This is a genomic window from Clostridium sp. AF22-10, assembly GCF_003478725.1.
GTDB lineage: Bacteria > Bacillota > Clostridia > Lachnospirales > Lachnospiraceae > Otoolea > Otoolea fessa.
Genome location: NZ_QUFZ01000003.1, coordinates 81,528 through 101,434, shown reverse-complemented (window position 1 = coordinate 101,434; position 19,907 = coordinate 81,528). Strand labels below are relative to the sequence as shown.

General features: G+C 49.6%; 13 protein-coding genes and 3 pseudogenes. 13 read left to right on the top strand and 3 right to left on the bottom strand.

All coding sequences use genetic code 11. The features are described 5' to 3' along the window. The first annotated feature begins 2 nt into the window (after positions 1-2). From DWX91_RS03090 to DWX91_RS03035, 12 genes and pseudogenes are all read left to right on the top strand, one after another. Entirely contained in the window at positions 3-983 is a 981-nt protein-coding gene (locus DWX91_RS03090) for a biotin--[acetyl-CoA-carboxylase] ligase (RefSeq protein ID WP_118538260.1), read from the top strand. After that, positions 976-2,166, top strand: a complete 1,191-nt coding sequence (locus DWX91_RS03085; protein WP_118538258.1) for an A/G-specific adenine glycosylase — start codon at positions 976-978, stop codon at positions 2,164-2,166. The genes DWX91_RS03090 and DWX91_RS03085 overlap by 8 nt, the downstream gene beginning before the upstream one ends. A 38-nt stretch (positions 2,167-2,204) precedes the next feature. Continuing rightward, on the top strand, positions 2,205-3,125 hold the full coding sequence (locus DWX91_RS03080; RefSeq protein ID WP_107000161.1) for a diacylglycerol/lipid kinase family protein: 921 nt from the start codon (positions 2,205-2,207) through the stop codon (positions 3,123-3,125). Between the two features lie 303 nt (positions 3,126-3,428). Next, positions 3,429-4,556 (top strand): RNA polymerase sigma factor RpoD, encoded by a 1,128-nt coding sequence (rpoD, locus tag DWX91_RS03075; RefSeq protein ID WP_022359808.1) that lies wholly within the window; start codon positions 3,429-3,431, stop codon positions 4,554-4,556. Between the two features lie 262 nt (positions 4,557-4,818). Beyond that, complete coding sequence (locus tag DWX91_RS03070; RefSeq protein ID WP_022359809.1) at positions 4,819-5,511, top strand: epoxyqueuosine reductase QueH; 693 nt, start codon at positions 4,819-4,821, stop codon at positions 5,509-5,511. 269 nt (positions 5,512-5,780) lie between these two features. Further along, a complete protein-coding gene (locus tag DWX91_RS03065) occupies positions 5,781-6,464 on the top strand; it encodes an HAD family hydrolase (RefSeq protein WP_118472055.1) in 684 nt (227 codons plus the stop codon). A gap of 129 nt (positions 6,465-6,593) precedes the next feature. After that, a complete protein-coding gene (locus DWX91_RS03060) occupies positions 6,594-7,850 on the top strand; it encodes a metal ABC transporter substrate-binding protein (protein ID WP_118472054.1) in 1,257 nt (418 codons plus the stop codon). Between the two features lie 89 nt (positions 7,851-7,939). Continuing rightward, positions 7,940-8,641, top strand: a pseudogene (locus DWX91_RS03055) (ABC transporter ATP-binding protein); the annotation flags it as partial. Positions 8,642-8,788: 147 nt separating this feature from the next. After that, the gene (locus DWX91_RS03050; RefSeq protein WP_118472052.1) at positions 8,789-9,616 is read left to right on the top strand and encodes a metal ABC transporter permease; all 828 of its coding nucleotides are present in this window, start codon (positions 8,789-8,791) and stop codon (positions 9,614-9,616) included. 432 nt (positions 9,617-10,048) lie between these two features. Beyond that, entirely contained in the window at positions 10,049-11,383 is a 1,335-nt protein-coding gene (locus DWX91_RS03045; protein WP_118538256.1) for an MATE family efflux transporter, read from the top strand. A gap of 244 nt (positions 11,384-11,627) precedes the next feature. Further along, positions 11,628-12,865: pseudogene (locus DWX91_RS03040) on the top strand (CobW family GTP-binding protein). Positions 12,866-12,883: 18 nt separating this feature from the next. Further along, the gene (locus tag DWX91_RS03035; RefSeq protein ID WP_022359817.1) at positions 12,884-13,819 is read left to right on the top strand and encodes a GTP-binding protein; all 936 of its coding nucleotides are present in this window, start codon (positions 12,884-12,886) and stop codon (positions 13,817-13,819) included. Between the two features lie 200 nt (positions 13,820-14,019). On the opposite strand, the gene DWX91_RS03030 is transcribed toward DWX91_RS03035, so the two are convergent. Continuing rightward, positions 14,020-15,480 (bottom strand): polysaccharide deacetylase family protein, encoded by a 1,461-nt coding sequence (locus DWX91_RS03030; protein ID WP_118538254.1) that lies wholly within the window; start codon positions 15,478-15,480, stop codon positions 14,020-14,022. A 256-nt stretch (positions 15,481-15,736) separates the two neighbouring features. On the opposite strand from DWX91_RS03030, the gene DWX91_RS03025 reads away from it, so the two are divergent. After that, complete coding sequence (locus tag DWX91_RS03025) at positions 15,737-17,170, top strand: D-alanyl-D-alanine carboxypeptidase family protein (protein ID WP_243017778.1); 1,434 nt, start codon at positions 15,737-15,739, stop codon at positions 17,168-17,170. 190 nt (positions 17,171-17,360) lie between these two features. Here the strand turns inward: DWX91_RS03025 and DWX91_RS03020 are convergent. Next, positions 17,361-18,374: pseudogene (locus DWX91_RS03020) on the bottom strand (ABC transporter substrate-binding protein). A gap of 28 nt (positions 18,375-18,402) precedes the next feature. Continuing rightward, on the bottom strand, positions 18,403-19,788 hold the full coding sequence (brnQ, locus tag DWX91_RS03015) for a branched-chain amino acid transport system II carrier protein (RefSeq protein ID WP_118538252.1): 1,386 nt from the start codon (positions 19,786-19,788) through the stop codon (positions 18,403-18,405). Positions 19,789-19,907: the final 119 nt, after the last annotated feature.

Here is a 19,907-nt window from a genome sequence, read left to right as displayed (position 1 = left end):
AAGTGAAAACAGAAGTTTTGCGAATGTTAAAAGAAACGGATGATTACCTGTCCGGACAGGAGATCTGTGAGCGTTTAAATGTATCACGGACGGCAGTCTGGAAAGTTATCAAACAGTTGGAGACAGAAGGATATGAGATAGAGGCGGTCCGGAACCGCGGTTACCGGCTGCGTTTCCTGGGCGATGTTCTCAGCCAGGCAGAGCTGGAGAGCAGCATCGACAGCGAGTGGGCTGGAAAAAATATTTTATATTTTGACGAGACGGATTCAACCAATACCGAGATCAAGAAAGCGGCGGAGAAAGATGCCCCGCACGGTACGCTGGCAGTCGCGGATTATCAGTCGATGGGAAAGGGACGCCGCGGAAGAAGCTGGGCGGCGCCGCATGGCGTCGGCATCTGGATGAGCCTGCTTCTGCGCCCGGAGCTTCCTCCGACCTGCGCGTCGATGCTGACGCTGGTGGCGGCTCTGGCAGTTGCCGACGGGATTCGGGAGGTTTGTGATCTGGAGGCAAAGATCAAGTGGCCGAACGATATCGTCGTCAATGGAAAGAAGGTCTGCGGTATCCTGACCGAGATGAGCACGGAATTAGAGTGTATTAATTATATCGTAACCGGTATTGGCATCAACGTGGCAAATCATGAGTTCCCGGAGGAGATTCGGGATGTGGCAACGTCTCTGTATCTGGAGACGGGAAAAGAAGTGCGCCGCAGCCAGCTTATCGCCGCGATCATGCGTGCGTATGAGGGATATTATGATAAATTCATGGAAAACCAGAACCTGAAATCCCTGATGGACGTTTATAACAGCCGTCTGGCAAACTGCGGTACACAGGTGCGTGTCCTGTCTCCGGGCAATGAGTATACTGGAATGGCGCTCGGAATTGATGAGATGGGCGAACTGCTGGTCCGCACAGAAGACGGAAAAGTGTGCAAGGTGATCTCAGGAGAGGTATCTGTCCGGGGCATTTACGGATATGTATAAAGATTTTTATGCGTCGTTGAAGCCTTTAGAGGGGGAAATACCTTATGCGGAAGAAGAGAGGCTGGCGGCATCCGGCGCTCCATTGCTCTCCTGGTACCGGAAAAACCGGCGGCTCCTTCCGTGGCGGGAGAATCCGGAACCGTATTCGGTCTGGATTTCGGAGATCATGCTGCAGCAGACGCGGGTAGAGGCGGTCAAACCGTACTTTGCCCGTTTTATGGAAGCACTCCCGGACATCACCTCGCTCGCACAGGTGGACGAAGAGCGGCTTTTGAAGCTGTGGGAGGGACTTGGGTATTATTCCAGAGCCCGGAACCTAAAAAAGGCAGCGGTCTGCCTGATGGAAGACTACGGCGGTCAGATGCCTGCGTCGCGGGATGAGATATTGAAACTTCCGGGCATCGGAAGTTATACGGCCGGGGCAGTTGCGTCGATCGCGTATGATCTGCCGGCTCCGGCGCTGGATGGAAATGTGGTGCGTGTTCTGACACGCTTGTTTGCTGACCCACAGGACAGCACGAAGCCGGCGCTTCGAAAGGAATATGAGCGGCGCCTGGAGGCGGAACTTGTGCGCCGGACGGAGGAAAGAGATTCCTATTTGTCAGCCGGTGATGATGCCGGTGAGGTTTCCACGGCATCACGGTCAGAAGAGCTATTTCATCCGGGTGAATATAATCAGGCATGGATCGAGCTGGGCGCGCTTGTCTGCATCCCGGGCGGACGTCCGCTCTGTGAGAAGTGCCCGCTGGAATCCCTTTGTCTGGCGCACCGGCGGGGAGAGGAGGAGCAATATCCGGTCAAGCTGCCGAAAAAGCCGCGCCGGATCGAGGAAAAAACGGTCTGCCTGATTGAGTGGGAGGATACGGTGGCGATCCGCAAGCGCAGCAGCAAGGGATTGTTGGCGTCCCTCTACGAATATGTCAATCTGGACGGAAAAAAGAGTGCGGCGGAGGCAGCGAAAGAACTGGGGATCGCGGAGGCGGATATCAGGGAAACCGAGGATCTGCCGGATGCAGTCCACATTTTTTCCCATGTTGAATGGCATATGTGTGGACGCAGAATCCGCCTGAAACGGGCATCCGGCTATCAGGATAAAACAGTTTTGATGGTGCGCCGGGCGGAGCTGCAGGATCGCTATCCGATCCCCAATGCATTTCGCGTGTATACAAATATATTAATATGAAATACTGTTAGTGTGGGGAAACAGGAGAAATGGCGATTATGAAAAAAATGCTTTTTATCATCAATCCGAGATCTGGCAAAGAACAGATTCGAAGTCGTCTTCTTGAAATTTTAGATAGTTTTGTAAAGGCGGGCTATGGACCGTCTGTTTATATTACGCAGGGACCGAAGGACGCGGAGTATCAGGCGGCACGTGCGAAAACGAAGGAACTGGTCGTGTGCAGCGGCGGGGACGGTACGCTCAACGAGGTGGTATCGGGGCTGATGACGATCACCCCGGAAAAGCGCCCGGAGTTAGGATATATCCCGTCGGGTTCCACGAATGATTTCGCATCCAGTCTGGGACTTCCGAAAAATATGCGGAAAGCGGCGCAGACAGCTGCGCTGGGAAAACCATTTCTGGTGGATGTCGGTGTATTCGGTAAAAACCGGTATTTCGTCTATGTGGCGGCGTTCGGAGCATTTACGGAGGTATCCTATTCGACCCCGCAGGAGACGAAAAATATTTTGGGGCATCAGGCATATATGCTGGAAGCTATCAAACGCCTGACAGGGCTTAAATCCTACCGGATGCGCCTTACGTGGGAACATCTGGGGGAGCAGAGAGAATTGGAAGAGGAATTTATTCTGGGAATGGTGACCAATACGACCTCGATCGGAGGTTTTAAAGGACTGGTTGGTATGGACGTGGCGCTGGATGACGGGGAGTTTGAGGTGCTTCTGGTCCGGAAACCGCGCACGCCGCTTGACATTGCAAGTATTGCTGCTTATCTGATTCAGAGAGAGGGCGAAAATGAATGCGTATTCAAGTTCCGCACCTCGAAACTGACGGTACAGTCGGAGGAGCTGGTGGACTGGTCGCTGGACGGTGAGTTTGGTGGAAGTCAGACAGAGGTCGTGATTGAAAATAAACCAAGAGAGATTGCGATCAGGGTGCCTGAAGTTACTGTTCGCGGATAGCACTTTTGGAACCGAAAGTGCCGTAAGAAAACGTGGTGGCAGCAGGAATTTGCCGTATTTAAATGCGAAGCCACGGCAAATTGCGTTGCTGGGCACGTATGCGTGAACAGTAACTGCCTAAATAGAAATAGATCGAAAAATTTCGAAAATTGTTGAAAAATAGAATTTAATCGTATATAATGTACTTTCGGGATATTGCAGGGAAAGGTGCAGGGAAATAAGAGCACACAAACAATCGAGGGACAATATCACGTTAGATATAAAGAAACTTCTAAGCGAAATAAATCGAAAGGACGTTAATTCGTGGAGAAAGAAAATTTTTTAGGTAAGTTAAGGAAACTGGTAGAGTTAGCAAAGTCCAAGCAGAACGCGCTGGACGTGACAGAGATCAATAACTTTTTTATGGGCGATAATCTGCAGACAGAGCAGATGGAGCAGATTTACAATTATCTGGAGCAGAATAATATTGATGTCATTCCGGAGGTGATCGATGATTCGATCCTCAAGGAAAATGATTCGATGCTCGATGATGATGTGGATGATGAATTCCTCAAGAACGAGGAAGAGGATATCGATCTGGATGCGATCGATCTGTTAGAGGGAATCGGCACGGAAGATCCGGTCCGCATGTACCTGAAAGAGATCGGTACTGTTCCGCTTCTGAGCGCGGAGGAGGAGATCCGCCTTGCAAAGCGCAAAGCAGAGGGTGATGTGAATGCAAAAGAGCGCCTGATTGAGGCAAACCTGCGCCTGGTTGTCAGCATTGCAAAGCGCTATACAGGACGCGGCATGAGCTTCCTGGATCTGGTTCAGGAAGGCAATCTGGGTCTTATTAAGGGCGTTGAGAAGTTTGATTATACAAAGGGTTATAAGTTAAGTACATATGCGACCTGGTGGATTCGTCAGTCTGTTACAAGGGCTCTGGCGGATCAGGCGAGAACTATCCGTGTCCCGGTGCATATGGTAGAGACGATCAACAAGATGTCCAAGATGCAGCGTAAGCTGACGCTGGAACTGGGCTATGAGCCGTCGGTGGCAGAGCTTTCCGAGGCGCTTGGCATGTCCGAAGATAAGGTCATGGAGATCATGCAGATCGCACGTGAGCCAGCTTCCCTGGAAACCCCGATCGGTGAGGAAGACGATTCCAATCTGGGTGATTTCGTAGCGGACGGCAACGTGGTAACGCCGGAAGGGAATGTAGAATCTGTTATGCTGCGTGAGCATATCGATGCATTGCTTGGAGACCTGAAGGAGAGAGAGCGTCAGGTTATTATTCTCCGGTTTGGTCTGGAGGACGGACATCCGAGAACCCTGGAAGAGGTCGGAAAAGCATTCAACGTAACGAGAGAGCGTATCCGCCAGATCGAGGCAAAAGCACTTCGTAAATTAAGAAATCCGGTCCGGAGCAAGCGGATTCGCGATTTCCTGTAAGAGTTGTATCACTTTGATAAAAAGGGAAATTTGTTTGGAATTTCCTGAAAGGTTTAATAAAAAGATAAAGCAGTTTGTACCCGTCCGTGGGTACAGGCTGCTTTTTCAAGTTTTGAAGAATATGAATTATTGTGCATATCTTCATATGACGTCTAAGGATGGAAATGATGTTTGTCAGGAAAGAAGCGTTTCGGATAGAAGTATCGTGTGCTGGAAGGAAAATGCACGGACAGATGGGAACTTATAGAAAGAGGAGAGAAAAATGTCGGAACCAATGAAAAATCCGCCAGCCAGAAAGACACAGACGGCGAAACGGAATTATCAGAAAGAAATGGAAAAAGTGCTGGATGCAGCAGTCCGGGACGGCAGAGTTCCGACTTTATTTCTTCACAGCTGTTGTGCGCCGTGCAGCAGCTACGTGCTGGAATATCTGTCGCAGTATTTTTCGATTACGGTGTTCTACTACAATCCGAATATTTCACCGAAAGAGGAATATGAGGCGCGCACGGAGGAGGTACAGCGGCTGATCCGGGAGCTTCCAGCGGTGCATCCGATCCGGTTTGTAGAAGGAAAATACGACCCGGAATGCTACTATGAGGCAGTCCGGGGGCATGAGAAGGATCCGGAGGGCGGCGAGCGCTGCGGTATTTGTTTTGAGATGCGCCTCCGGGAAGCGGCGAAGCTGGCAGCCGAGGGCGGCTATGACTGGTTCACGACGACCCTCACGATCAGTCCGCTCAAAAATGCCGGGCGCCTCAATACGATCGGGCAGGCGATGGGAGAAGAGTATCATGTGGCATTTCTGCCGTCGGATTTCAAGAAAAAAGAGGGATATAAGCGCTCGATCGAGCTGTCGGCGCAGTATCATCTATACCGGCAGAATTACTGCGGATGCGTATTCTCGAAGCGGGAGCGTGAAGAGCAGATGCAGAAGGAGAGGCAGGAAACATCGTGATTTGCGGGGCGATATGTTTGGTCGAAGATGAGTTTGTATGAATGATTGCCTGTAGCTGTGAAAGTATGAAACGGCTGTGAGGGGAAAAAAGTGGTACTGTTCACAGGTAGGCACTTTTGGAACCGAAAGTGCCGTAAGAAAACGTGGTGGCAGCAGGAATTTGCCGTATTTAAATGCGAAGCCATGGCAAATTCCGTTACGGAGCACGTATGCGTGAACAGTAACAAAAAAGTTACAAGAAAAGATGGAAACAGAAAGGAAGAAACGCAATGTACCGCTTATGTATATTTGATTTGGATGGAACTCTTTTAAATACGGTTTATGCGCTGACTTATGTGACAAATTTAACATTGGATGCATTCGGACTGCGCCATGTTACACCGGAGGAAACGAAACGGATCGTGGGAAATGGATACCGGATGCAGATGAAGCGCGCGCTGGTGCTGGCGGGGGATGAGAAGCTGGTTCATTATGAAGCGTCGCTTCCGATTTATATGGAGAATTTCTCTAAATACTGCCTGAAAGACGTAGAGCCATATGATGGTATCCGGGAACTGCTGGCGTCGTTAAAAGAGATGGGTGTACATGTGGCTGTCCTTTCGAACAAGCCGCATGATCAGGCAATTGTGAATATTGAGACATTCTTTGGGAAAGGATATTTTGATGTGGTGCGCGGCGAGCAGGCAGGAACGCCGAAAAAACCGGCTCCAGACGGGGCGTTCGCCATCTGCCGGGAACTGGGTATAAAACAGGAAGAGTGTCTGTATCTGGGCGATACGAATACAGATATGGAAACTGGGCTGAATGCCGGAATGGACACGGTCGGCGTGCTCTGGGGCTTCCGTAACAGGGAAGAGCTGGAAGGCTGCCACCCGCAGTATATTGTGGCACATCCGTCGGAAGTAGCGGAGATTGTGAAGAAAAAGAGTGAGTCACATGGAAGAATGGAGTAGTGTCTGTGTTTGTTCATAGCTGTGAAAAGAGAAACAGTTGTGAAAGAAAATGATATTTGAAATAGTAATTCGAAATGTTTATTGAAAAACATTTACTGAAATAGAAGAAGTTAAGGGTAAAAAAGAAATATGGTAAAACACAAGAATGGATTTAAATGTAAATGGATATCATGGATGCTTGCTTTTTTGATTGCCTTTTCCTGTGTTCTTACAGCGTGTACGCCACGGCGGGGAACTGCATCGTCTGATTCATCGTCGAATCCGTTAAAAGGGGCAGATGCGTCTGGTGATACGCGCTTAAACGTTGTGACGACGCTATTTCCGTATTACGATTTTCTCCGGCAGATTGCCGGGGATTCGATCCGGCTGACGATGGTTGTTCCGGCGGGCATGGACAGCCATTCGTTCGAGCCGACGCCGGCGGACATGATCACGATCCAGAATGCAGATCTGTTAGTCTGCAACGGCGGTACGATGGAACAGTGGCTTTCGCAGGTGCTTGATTCCTTCGGGGAAGGCACCGGACCGAAGCGCGTCGTGACGATGATGGACTGCGTGGATGTAGTGCAGGAGGAGATCGTCGAGGGCATGGAAGATGGAGAGGCGCACGATCATGGACATACGCATGTTCATGCGGATGGAACAGTTCATGCGGGTGATCACGATCATGAGTCGGAAGATCATGCTCACAGTGAAGAAGAACATGAGCCAGAGGACCATGTTTACAGTGAAGAAGAACACGACACAGAAGAGCATATTCACAGCGAGGATGAGCATGATATGGAAGATGTGGCGGTTCATGATGAAGATCACGCTCAAGAGTATCTGGATGAGGACGATGGTCACGGCGTCGAGATTGAATATGACGAGCACATCTGGACGTCCCCGGTCAATGCGAAAAAGCTGGCCGGCGTGCTGGCGGAGGTGCTGGCACAGGAAGATCCGGCGCACGCGGCTTCCTATGCGGAAAACTGCGCGTCCTATCAGGATAAATTGACGGAATTGGATGCAGAATTCAGAGAAGTTGTCTCCCATGCCAAGCGCCGTCTCGTCGTTTTCGGTGATAAATTTCCACTCCGGTACTTTTTCGATGAGTATGGGCTGGAATACAGGGCGGCATTTTCAGGATGCAGTACGGATACGGAGCCGAGTGCCAAGACCATCGCCTACCTGATCGATAAGGTGCGGGAGGAACAGATACCAGCCGTCTATTACCTGGAGCTTTCCAGCCCGCGCGTGGCGGAGATCATCGGGGAAGAGACGGGCGCGGAACCACTGTTGTTCCACTCCTGCCATAATGTGACGAGACACCAGTTTGATTCGGGTGTTACCTATCTGGAATTGATGGAGCAGAACGTAAAGAACTTGAAAAAGGGATTGTCATAAAAAGAATAGATGATTATGGGAAAAAGTCTTTAGCCATGGTGAATGTTTATGACAATAGAAGAGTAGAGCAGTAGTGAAAGGAATTATAGATGGGATTACTCTTAAAATGTGAGCATGTAGGTTTTGGTTATGAAAACCAGGATGCGGTGCTGGATGTGAACCTGGAGGTAAATGAGGGCGATTACATCTGCATTGTCGGCGAAAATGGTTCGGGAAAAAGTACCCTGATGAAGGGCATTCTGGGACTTTTAAAACCGACTTCGGGCAGGATTGAATATTCGGAAGAATTAAAAAAAACCGGTATTGGTTACCTGCCGCAGCAGACCGACGCGCAGAAGGACTTTCCAGCGACTGTGTTTGAGGTGGTTATCTCCGGGTGCCTGGGAAAACGCGGCAGCCGCCCGTTTTATTCGATGAAAGAAAAGAAAGAGGCGCGGGCAAATCTGGATCGTCTGGGAATCCGCGATCTGGAAAAAAGCTGTTTCAGAGAGCTTTCCGGCGGTCAGAAACAGCGTGTTCTGATCGCGCGGGCGCTCTGTGCGACGGATAAGCTGCTGATTCTCGATGAGCCGATCACGGGACTCGATCCGTCGGCGATTCTGGATTTTTACCAGCTGATCCGGAAACTGAATCAGGAAGAAAAGGTTGCAATCCTGATGGTTTCCCATGATATGGCAAATATTGTGCATCAGGGAGGAAAAATTTTGCAGATGCGGCAGAAGCCGCTGTTCTGGGGGACGATGAAAGAATATGTGAAGAGTGAGATTGCTCATTCTTTCCTGGGACGGGAAGAGCTGGCAACTCTGGGGCACAGATGCGGAGTGCCGATGCAGAAGGATGGAATCAGGAAGATGCAGAAGCCGGAAATGGGTTCGGAAACTGATTCTGAAACGAAACAGCATTTGAAAGACAGAAATGCGGAGAAGGAGGTGTAGAAGATGGGAATTATATCTGAAATGTTATCATATCCGTTTATGGTGCGGGCGCTGATCGGCGGTCTTTTAGTCTCTCTCTGCGCCTCTCTGCTGGGTGTCAGCCTGGTGCTGAAACGCTACTCAATGATTGGAGACGGTTTATCCCATGTTTCGTTCGGATCCCTTTCGATTGCACTGGCGGCAGGCTGGTCGCCTTTAAAGGTTTCGATTCCGGTGGTCGTGCTGGCGGCATTTTTCCTGCTGCGGATCACGGAACATGGAAAAGTAAAGAGTGACGCTGCGATTGCGATGATCTCGGCCAGTGCGCTTGCAATCGGTATTATCGTAACTTCCCTGACAACCGGTATGACGACCGATGTCAGCAGCTATATGTTTGGAAGCATTCTCGCGATGAGCCGGGAAGATGTCCAGTTTGCGGCGGTGCTTTCCATGGTGGTGCTTGGATTATATCTTTTTTGCTATAACAAAGTATTTGCGGTTACCTTTGATGAGAGCTTTGCCAAGGCGACCGGCGTCAATGTGTCGCTCTATAACGTGCTGATAGCGGTTCTGACCGCGATCACGATCGTGATTGGAATGAGGATGATGGGCGCGATGCTGATCTCCAGTCTGATTATTTTCCCGGCTCTGACCTCCATGCGGGTGTTCAAGAGCTTCCGGGGGGTGGTTATCGCATCGGGGATTCTGTCGCTGATCTGTTTCTTTGGAGGAATGGTGCTGTCCTACACGTACTCAACACCGGCGGGCGCGAGCGTTGTTGTGGTGGATCTGGCAGCGTTTCTGCTCTTTTCGCTGATACAGAGAGGGGTAGCTGCTACTGCCCGCAAATAGGATGTTTTTTTGTAAAACATACACATTCTGTATGCTCATGTTTCTGTTCACAGATAGGCACTTTTGGAACCGAAAGTGCCGTAAGAAAACGTGGTGGCAGCAGGAATTTGCCGCGATGATTTGCCGGGGAGTGGTTGACAAATAAAATGGCTTGCGGTTATAATAATATTCGGTTGCCGGAATGGGCAGATCGCCAGCAAAAGCTTGCAGAGTTGCTGGTCGGCGATAGAAAACGAAAATCGAATAGCTTGTCTAAGCGTTAAAGAGACTATAGGGTTTGTACTGTTTCTGAGATAAACAGTAAAGTCCGTAGTCTCTTTTTATTTGATAAGAAATGCTTTGCAGAAGAAACCTAAGTGTTTTTTTCTGCGAAGAATGTGTCAGAAACGCTCATGAAAAGTGAAAAATAAAAAAGGGAATGGAGATGGAAAAATGGATCAGACCTACATGAAAGAAAAACCAGTTGTCCCGCTGCTGCTTTCGATGGGAATCCCGGTCATCATATCGATGATCGCCGGGGCACTCTACAATATCGTGGACAGCATTTTCGTGGCAATGATCAGTGAGGACGCGATGACGGCGGTTTCGCTTGTCTATCCGATCCAGAACCTCGCGCATGCAGCCGGGGTTGGGTTTGGCGTTGGTATCAATGCGATGGTGGCGAGACGCCTTGGCGAAGGAAAAACACGGATGGCGAACCAGACAGCATCGCAGGGAGTATTTTTAAGTGCCTTACATGGAATGATTTTAACGATTTTAGGAATGGCGGTGATTCCGTATTTCCTGCGGATGTTTACGAGCGATGAGGTAACGATTTCCTACGGACTGACGTATTTTTGCAATGTGTTTCTGTTTTCAACGATCGACACGATGGGAATGGCATATGAAAAGGTCTACCAGTCGGTTGGAAAGATGAAAATATCGATGGCAGCCGTCTTGATTGGATGCGGCGTCAATATCGTGCTGGACCCGATCTTTATCTTTGGCTTAGGCCCCATGCCGGAACTGGGAATCCGCGGTGCGGCGTGGGCGACAGGAATCGGGCAGACGGCGTCGCTGCTGTTTTATTTGATTTTAAACCATGTGAAACCGTTAAATGTGGAGATTTCGCTGCGGGAAATGCGTCCGTCGAAGGAGATCTGCGGCGGTATGTATTCAGTCGGAATCGCGGCAACACTCAATATGGCGCTGACATCCCTGCTTCTGACGGCGCTCAATGCGATTCTGGCACCATTTTCGCAGGTATATATTCTGGTGCTGGGTGTTTACTACAAGCTGCAGGCACTGCTTTATCAGGGAGCCAGCGGCGTGGTGCAGGGAATGCGCCCGCTGATCGGTTACAATTACGGTGCAGGCGAGCAGGAGAGGGTGAAAAAGATCTTCCGCGCGGCCTTCATGATTGTTGGCATTATCATGACAGCGGGAACCCTGCTTGGCGAGCTGGTGCCGGATTTCCTGATGGGGCTGTTTACGCAGACGCCTTCGACGGTGGAGATCGGCAGAACGGCGCTCCGGCTCATCAGCCCGGGCTTTGTCATGTCAACGGTTTCCGTCATTGCTTCTGGCGCGTTTGAGGGACTTGGAATGGGACTTAAATCTCTGAAAATTTCCCTGATGCGCTATGCTGTGATTATCATTCCGATCGCATTTGTGCTCAGCCGGATCATCGGTCCTATCGGTGTCTGGCACGCGTTCTGGCTGGCAGAGCTTATCACGGCAGTGTATGCTGGGGCGAGCTGGAAGCGGACGATTACTGTGTCTTTATAGGGCGTTTTTGGTCTCAAAAAGGCTGCATATATGTGAGGCTAAAAACGTTACTGTTCACACGCGCCCAGTAACGGGATTTTGCCGATGCTTGACTTTACTAGGTATTTGTGTAAAATAATAAGTGGCTGATCGGAACTTCGGCAGATTCGGGCGATGTAAAGCTATGCATTGCCGGGATGCCAGGTACCGGGCGGACAATGATTTACAGTCAGTACACATTTGTACAGAAAAGAAGGTAAGTAAAATGACAAAGATTGATATTATTTCCGGTTTCCTGGGTGCAGGAAAGACTACGTTTATTAAACAGCTTTTAAAAGAAGCAATTTCAGGCGAGAAAGTCGTTCTGATTGAAAATGAATTTGGACAGATCGGCATTGACGGCGGTTTTTTAAAAGACGCTGGCATCGAGATCCGTGAGATGAACTCCGGCTGTATCTGCTGCTCTCTGGTCGGCGATTTTGGACGTTCCCTCGAGGAAGTTCTGACGAAATATCAGCCGGATCGTGTTATTATCGAGCCGTCAGGCGTCGGCAAGCTGTCTGATGTTATGAATGCAGTAAAAAATGTAGCTTCTGAGATTGAGGTTATGTTAAACAGTGCGGTTACCGTGGTAGATGTCAACAAATGCCGTATGTATATGAAGAACTTCGGTGAGTTTTTCAATAACCAGATCGAAAATGCAGGCACGATCGTGTTAAGCCGTACCGATGTAGCGGATCCGAAGAAGGTACAGGGCGCGGTTGAGATGCTTCGCCAGCACAATGCAAAGGCAACCATCGTGACCACTCCATGCAGCGAGCTGACCGGCGCACAGCTTCTTGAGATGATCGAGCAGGAAGACGATATGGCAGAGGAGCTGATGAAAGAGGCAAGAGAGCATATGCATGAGCATCATCACCATCATGATCATGACGATGACTGCGATTGCGGCTGCCATGACCACGATCATGAGCATCACCACCATGACGATGACTGCGACTGTGGCTGCCATGATCATGATCACGAGCATCATCACCATCATGATCATGACGATGACTGCGATTGTGGCTGTCATGATCACGATCATGAGCACCATCATCATGACCATGATGATGACTGTGGCTGTCACGATCATGACCATGAGCATCATCATCACGACCATGATGACGAGTGTGGCTGTGGCTGCCATGACCACCACCACGATCACGAGGACACCATCATGCAGATGATGTATTTACAAGCTGGGGCTTGGAGAATGTCGGCGTGATGAAGAAAGAAGATCTGCAGAAGATTCTGGATGATCTGGCTTATGGTGATAAATACGGCGAGGTTCTGCGTGCGAAAGGCATGGTTCCGAGTGAAGAAAAGGGCGTATGGCTGCATTTTGATATGGTTCCGGAGCAGGCTGAGATCCGTGAGGGAGCACCGGATTTTACCGGAAAGGTGTGCGTGATCGGTGCCGAGCTGGACGAAGAGGGTCTGAAGGCAGCGTTTAACGCGTAAATACAAGGAGAATGAACTATGAATGAAGATAAGATGCCGTTGTTTCTCATCAATGGTTTTCTGGAAGCTGGAAAAACCCAGTTTATTAAATTTACAATGCAGCAGGATTATTTCCAGACCGAAGGAAAAACACTTCTGATTGTCTGCGAAGAGGGCGAGGAAGAGTATGATGAGGAGCTTTTAAAGCAGACTCATACAGCGGTTGTCTATATAGAGGAAGCGGAAAAGCTGACGCCGGAATACCTACAGGATCTGGAGCTTCTTTACAATCCGGAGCGAGTTCTGATGGAGTGGAACGGTATGTGGAATCTGGATGCCCTGAAACTTCCGAACGATTGGGATCTGTATCAGCAGATTACGATCATCGATGGTTCCACATTTGATTTATACCTGCAGAACATGAAACCATTGATTGGTGCCATGGTCCGCAACACGGAAATGATTATCATGAACCGTTGCGACGAGATCGAGGATCTGGATGTATACCGCCGTACTTTAAAGGGCATGAACCCGCAGGTTCAGATCGTATTTGAGGACGCAGAGGGCGAAATTGAGGAAGTGACTGAAGCGGATCTTCCATTTGATGTCAATGCCGAAGTGATCGAGATTCCGCCGGAGGCATATGGTATCTGGTATATTGATGCGATGGATAAACCGGACCGTTACCGTGGAAAGACTGTTGAATTTACCGGCATGGTACTGAAAACCCCGGATTTCCCGAAGAACAATTTTGTTCCTGGACGTATGGCGATGACTTGCTGCGAGGCAGATATGACGTTCTTAGGTTTCATGTGCAAGGCAAAAAATGCCCGTCTGCTTGAGACGAAAGACTGGGTCAAAGTACGTGCCCGCGTAGAATATGAGTATATGCCGGAGTATGAGGGCGAAGGTCCGATGCTTTATGCAGATTACGTGGAAAAGGCAGAGCCGATTGAGGAGATTGTGCAGTTCTAAGGTTTGCAACGGAAAGCTGTGTTAAAAAGAAACGGCGTTTTGTGTTATAATGTCTGTAGGTAAAAAATGATGTAAGAGTTCCAAGTGGAACAGTGAAAACCCCGGAGTGTGGAAGACTCCGGGGTTTTTAAAAAGAAAGAGAAATCGAACAAATGCTCGATTTCTCTTTCTTTTATTTAAAATTGGATTACAGCTTTATCTTACTCCGTCATCTTCGGCACCGGAGTAGGTCTTGACCGGTCAAATACCTCGTTGACATCAAACAGGTCACTCAAATGGTCGCCGCCGACTCCACTTTCCGGAAGGTCATAATACATCCGGTAGCCGTCAAGGTTCCGGCGCCCCTGTCGCATATAATCGTCGCCGATCTGGACGAAATACTGGGAGGAATCTACGTTACAGAAGTAACGGAATCCCTTGTTGTACAGGTACTGGAAGCGCTCGCTACTTGTATCATACGGATGCCAGTCCCCAATATCGCTTCCAAACGGGAAGAGGATGATATCACACGGACCGGTCAGCGTTTCGACTTCATTTGCCCATTTATCGGTATCTTCACGGAATTTATCCATTGGGATCGTACCCATGTTGCGGTGGCCCCAGCTGTGGGAGGCAATTTCAAAACCGTCGTCGCGCAGGCACTGGACGACTTTTGCTGCGTTGGCGCGTTCTTCCTCAAAGTTGAAATCCGGGTGTTCCGCTTTGTACTCGTCAGTATTGTAGGCGGAATCGGTGCGGTAACCCAGGATGCCATTGTAACCGGTAAAAGCAATGCACGCTTTTGCGCCGCGGTAGGAGAAATCCGGGTGCTCTTTGATGAAATCATCCAGTAACGGCACCAGATCATAGGAACCGACGGAAACAGAACCGTCGTCCATCTTCATCTCGTTCGTTGGCTTGCCATCCTCGCCGATAATCATACGGGAGGCAAAGCCATCGCCATCCATGTATTCGTAGTAGCAGACATCATCCTGTGACATGACGAACGGTTTCTTACCTTCCGGAAGCATGATATCGCCCTCCTGGAAATGCCTGGAACCGTCCTCTGCGGTCACCTCATATGCTACATCGTGCAGACGTACCAGAACGAAACCGCGCTCATACATCGACTGGAGAATCTTCATAAATTCATCCTTGGTCGTCATGACCTGATTATAACCCTTTTCGCGGCTGTCGCCGTCAAATGCTTTCGAGGTATCCATAATCAGTGTATGGAAGAATACATGCGTTACTTTGCGCGGATCAGCGCGCACCAGTGTTTCTTTGGTGGCGTTGTATTCGTCGATCGCTGCCGTCACGGACTCGTCAGATGCGTATGTACTGCTGGACAGGAGATTGATTGCCCTGTCATAGTCATAACCGTCTGCCAGAAGCTTTGCCTGAGCGATGACACCCTCGAGGCTGTCATCAGCAGGTGCAGATGCATTATCAAGGGAAATTACTCCATTTTCAGAATCCGTTTCGGTTGACGCTGGAACCGAAGATACATGTGCTGCCGGAGAGCGGCGCACCCAGAGGAACGCGGCAATTCCAAGCAGTACAATCAGAATGCCGATTAAAATTAAATACGGAAGTTTGGAGGAACCGCCGTGCCGTCGCCTGGAACGTCCGCCACGTGCAGAAAATCCAACGCTTCCAAGGGAGGAATTTCTTCTCATCATAGTTTTCACCTTTTGTTTATTCATATTTATCTGTCGTTTTTTGCGTCAGATAGTAATAACAGGCCGAGAAAGTTTGCCACCGACTCGACACAGCAAGAAAGAGAGCGGAAAACGTTTTTATAAGCCTGTCTGTGTTCTTATAGTATACCATAAAAAGGAAAGGTGGTCTATGACAGTTTCTTACAATTCTCTTTGGCATAGGGACGGGCGGATATGCCATATCTTGAGAAGAGAGTATGTGCAGACGGAGGAAGATATGAATGAAAAATGTATCATGCAGGGAGAGGCGTGGTATTTGAAATGGAAGCGTGTGGAAAAATGGTGTTGGTTTGTGAAAAAGAAGCTGTTTCGGGAAAAAGAATGTATGTGTTGGGACGAAGGGGGCAGAGACAGGAGAAGAGAGTATTTAAACAAAAATGCTTGGAGAGGGCTGGCAGCGATTGGTGTAGCGGTTGTGCTTACGATGGGAGAATGTGTGTCAGGCATACAGCTTGGAATTGGTAAATTGGGGGGAAGTGGTATGCTCACATCTTACGCGGAGGAACTGTGGATTCCCGTTTCAGTAACCGCAGAGACAGCGCAGGCAGCAGAAAATGCCGCTGAGCTTCCCGTCCAGGCACCGGAGGCGATCCTTATGGAGGCCTCCACCGGAACTATTTTGTACGAAAAAAATGCGGACGAGGCGCGAAATCCAGCCAGCGTGACGAAGATTATGACGCTGCTTCTGATTTTTGATGCGTTACATTCGGGAAAAATTCATTTGCAGGATGAGGTCACGACCAGCGCGCATGCGAAATCCATGGGGGGATCCCAGGTGTTTTTGGAAGAAGGGGAGGTACAGACGGTCGAAACGCTGATCAAGTGCATTGTCATTGCATCGGGAAACGATGCCAGTGTGGCGATGGCAGAGTATATCGGCGGCAGCGAGGAGGCATTTGTTGCGATGATGAACGAGCGGGCGAAAGGGCTTGGAATGGAGACAGCAAGGTTTGAGGATTGCTGCGGTCTGACGGCGTCTACGACGCACGCGATGTCGGCGCGCGACATTGCCCTCATGTCGCGGGAATTGATCACGAAGTATCCGGAAATTTTTCAGTATTCAACGATCTGGATGGAAAATATAACGCACCGGACCAAGCAGGGAGAGAAAGAATTTGGACTTTCCAATACGAATAAGCTGCTGAAAATGGTGACAAATTTTGAGGTGACGGGACTGAAAACAGGTTCTACATCGCTGGCAAAATATTGCCTGTCCGCAACCGGGCGGAAAGATGGTGTTGATCTGATTGCCGTCATCCTGGCAGCACCGGATTATAAGGCGCGGTTTGCGGATGCGGTCACATTATTAAATTATGGGTTTGCAAATTGTCATCTTTACAAAGATGAAAATCCGGGAGCTGTGCCGGAAACGACGGTGGCAGGCGGCATCCAGGAACAGGTTGCAGGACGTCTGCGGGGAACCTTTTCTTATCTTTCGATGGGAGGAGAGAATCTGGATGGAATCGAAAAAGAGTGGATGATGGAAGAATCCCGCAAAGCGCCGGTTCGGGAAGGTGATGTGATCGGACATCTGGTCTACCGGTTGGATGGACGGGAATTGGGAAGTGTGGAGATAGAAGCGGCAGAAACGGTGGAGAAAGCGGGACTATGGGACTATTTTAAGAAGGTAATGGGAGTGTTTGCGGCATAGAAATAAAGAGCTGTCATGTTTGAATAGTGATACATGACAGCTTTTTTGTGTAATAGGAAATTCCTTGGAATTCCCTATTACACAAAAAGGCACTAACGTGCCAATGATGCGCACTCGCGCGAAGATGTAGGTTGTCGCAAGCGACCGCGCGAGACGCCCGGATGTGCCAAGGCACATTCTTTTTTGCTAGTTATTCATTCTGCAATCCAGCCGCTTTTTCAGAATACGTGGTCGTTACCAGTTTTTCATAAGGAATCCGTTCCTTGAGTTCACCTGCTTCTTCCAGAATGTTTTCCAGAAGCTCAAAGCTGTCCCTGTGGAAAATGGTATCATTTTTCCAGGTGTCCTGCGCTTTGTAGCGTTCAACAATGCGGGCGATTGCCGAGCGGTCTGTTTCCGGAACTGAGGTTGGATTGTCTCGGCGATTTCGTCCGCACTGTGGGAGTTGACGTAAGCTAAGCCCTTCTGGATGGCATTCGTGAACGACTGGATAATTTCCGGATGCCTATTTAGATAGCTCTGCTTTGCACAGTAGGCGGTGTAGGGGACATAACCGGAATCGACGCCGAGCGAGGCGACAACGGTGCCATTTCCTTCGGTTTCAAGGGTGGTGGCGAAGGGCTCGAACTCGACCGTGTAATCCGCATCATTACTCGTAAACGCCGCCGCTGTCAGCCCGAAATTGATACTCTGATCGATTGTCAGGTCATTTTTTGGATCGATGCCATTTTTCTTTAAAATATACTCAAAGACCATTTCTGGCATTCCACCCGCGCGCCCGCCAAGCACCTTTTTGCCTTTCAGATCCTGCCAGGAAAAGTCTGGTTCGGCACTTCGTCCAACGAGAAAGTTTCCGGCACGCTGGGTCAGCTGGGCAAAATTGACAGCATAATCGGCGGAACCTTCCTGGTAGACATAGATACTTGCCTCTGAGCCCATAAATCCGATATCGCGTCCCCGGAGATGAGTGCGGTCATAACCTTGTCGGCACCGGCACCGTTTACGAGTGTCAGAGCGATGCCTCATCCTTAAAATAGCCCAGCTCGATGGCGGCGTACTGCGGCGCATAAAAAATCGAGTGGGCTACCTCATTGAGTGTGACCGGTTCAAGCGCCCCGTCCGCCTCCTTCGCCTGTCCACACCCGGTCAGGGTGGTAAGCAGAGTGAGCACAGCCAGGGCAGCTGCAAATTTAGTTCGTTTCATGGTTGCCTCCTGCGGTTCGTTCATACTATTAAGATATGGGAAATACAGGAAGGTGTGAGCGGTCTGCTGGTTTTTCTTTCTGTCTCCAGAGAAGTCCAATACAAAGCCCGACAAGCGACGGCAGAATCCATCCGAGGTTCAAATCAAACAGCGGAAGCGTCTGTCTGGCAAATGCGATGACGGGTTCCAGATGTAGGGCAGACTGCATTTCGTCTGGCAGAGCTGCTAAAAAGTCAAAGATGGAAGCTGCCCAGGAACAAATGGTAACGCAGACATAGACTTTTTTGTTATGCTGGAATGCATTTCCAAGCAGCGCGAGGAGAATCAGCGTGATGGCTGGCGGGTAAATCAGCATCAAAACAGGAACCGAGTAAGTGATGATAGCGGACAGTCCTATATTTGACACAATGAGTGAAAAAAGGGTAAAAACGACCGCCCATGCACGGTAGGAAAGGGCATGGGGAAACAGTTTCACAAAGGTTTCCGCACAGCTCGTTACAAGCCCGATGGAGGTTTTGAGGCAGGCGAAGGTGATCGCGATGGCGAGGATCCAGGTGCCCATCCGTCCAAGGTAGTAGTCTGCAATCTGGGAGAGGGCGATGCCGCCGTTTTCTGAAAGTTCGAATTGTCCCAGTGACTGTACTCCAATCAGGATGGTAAGCAGATAGATAAATGCCATCAGAAGCCCAGCCAGCATACCGGAATGCAGAACCTCTTTTGCAATGGTTGAATCTTCCCGCACGCCCATCTGGCGGATAACCGAAATGACCACGATCCCGAATGCGAGTCCGGCAATCGCATCCATGGTTTCATAGCCCTGGGAGAGCGCGGAAAAGAAAGCTCCATTCTGATAAGAGGCATCGGGAACTGCCGCTGAAACCTCGATGCTCGGATGAAGCAGGGCAGTCACAATCAGAACGCCTAGAAACAGAAGAAACAGCGGATTGATAATTTTTCCGATCCAGAGCGTGATGCTGCCTGGACGAATGGAAAATACAAACACCAGCGCAAAGAAGATCAGCGAAAACAAAAACAGCATAGTCTGTTCGGAAAGCTGTGTTCCTAAAAGAGGTCTGACTCCGGCGGTAAAGGAGGTCGTAGCGCACCGCGGAATAGCGAAAAACGGTCCGATTGTCAGGTAGAGCAGACAGGTAAAGAAATAGCTATATCTGTGTCCGACGCGGCGGGACAGATCCTGAAGTCCCTCCGAATGTGTGCTTCCGATCGCGGCAACACCCAGGATCGGAATGCCGACGGCAGTCAGAATAAATCCAATCGCTGCCGGGAGAAACTGGCGTCCGGCAAGCTGACCGAAATGTACCGGAAAAATCAGATTTCCGGCGCCAAAGAACATGCCGAATAATGTTCCGGCAACTAAAAGCCGCTGCTTATGGGAAAGACAGGTCTGCGTCATAGATATTCACTCCTTTTACATGAGAATTGAAAGTTACTGTTCACGCATACGTGTCCAGTAACGGAATTTGCCGTGGCTTCGCATTTAAATACGGCAAATTCCTGCTGCCACCACGTTTT

Excerpts from the sequence above, each read along its gene's own strand:
- DWX91_RS03085 (WP_118538258.1), top strand. The coding sequence starts at position 976 with ATGTATAAAGATTTTTATGCGTCGTTGAAGCCTTTAGAGGGGGAAATA.
- DWX91_RS03080 (WP_107000161.1), top strand. The coding sequence starts at position 2,205 with ATGAAAAAAATGCTTTTTATCATCAATCCGAGATCTGGCAAAGAACAG.
- DWX91_RS03070 (WP_022359809.1), top strand. The coding sequence starts at position 4,819 with ATGTCGGAACCAATGAAAAATCCGCCAGCCAGAAAGACACAGACGGCG.
- DWX91_RS03065 (WP_118472055.1), top strand. The coding sequence starts at position 5,781 with ATGTACCGCTTATGTATATTTGATTTGGATGGAACTCTTTTAAATACG.
- DWX91_RS03060 (WP_118472054.1), top strand. The coding sequence starts at position 6,594 with ATGGTAAAACACAAGAATGGATTTAAATGTAAATGGATATCATGGATG.
- DWX91_RS03050 (WP_118472052.1), top strand. The coding sequence starts at position 8,789 with ATGGGAATTATATCTGAAATGTTATCATATCCGTTTATGGTGCGGGCG.
- DWX91_RS03045 (WP_118538256.1), top strand. The coding sequence starts at position 10,049 with ATGGATCAGACCTACATGAAAGAAAAACCAGTTGTCCCGCTGCTGCTT.
- DWX91_RS03035 (WP_022359817.1), top strand. The coding sequence starts at position 12,884 with ATGAATGAAGATAAGATGCCGTTGTTTCTCATCAATGGTTTTCTGGAA.
- DWX91_RS03030 (WP_118538254.1), bottom strand. The coding sequence starts at position 15,480 with ATGATGAGAAGAAATTCCTCCCTTGGAAGCGTTGGATTTTCTGCACGT.
- DWX91_RS03025 (WP_243017778.1), top strand. The coding sequence starts at position 15,737 with ATGAATGAAAAATGTATCATGCAGGGAGAGGCGTGGTATTTGAAATGG.
- brnQ (WP_118538252.1), bottom strand. The coding sequence starts at position 19,788 with ATGACGCAGACCTGTCTTTCCCATAAGCAGCGGCTTTTAGTTGCCGGA.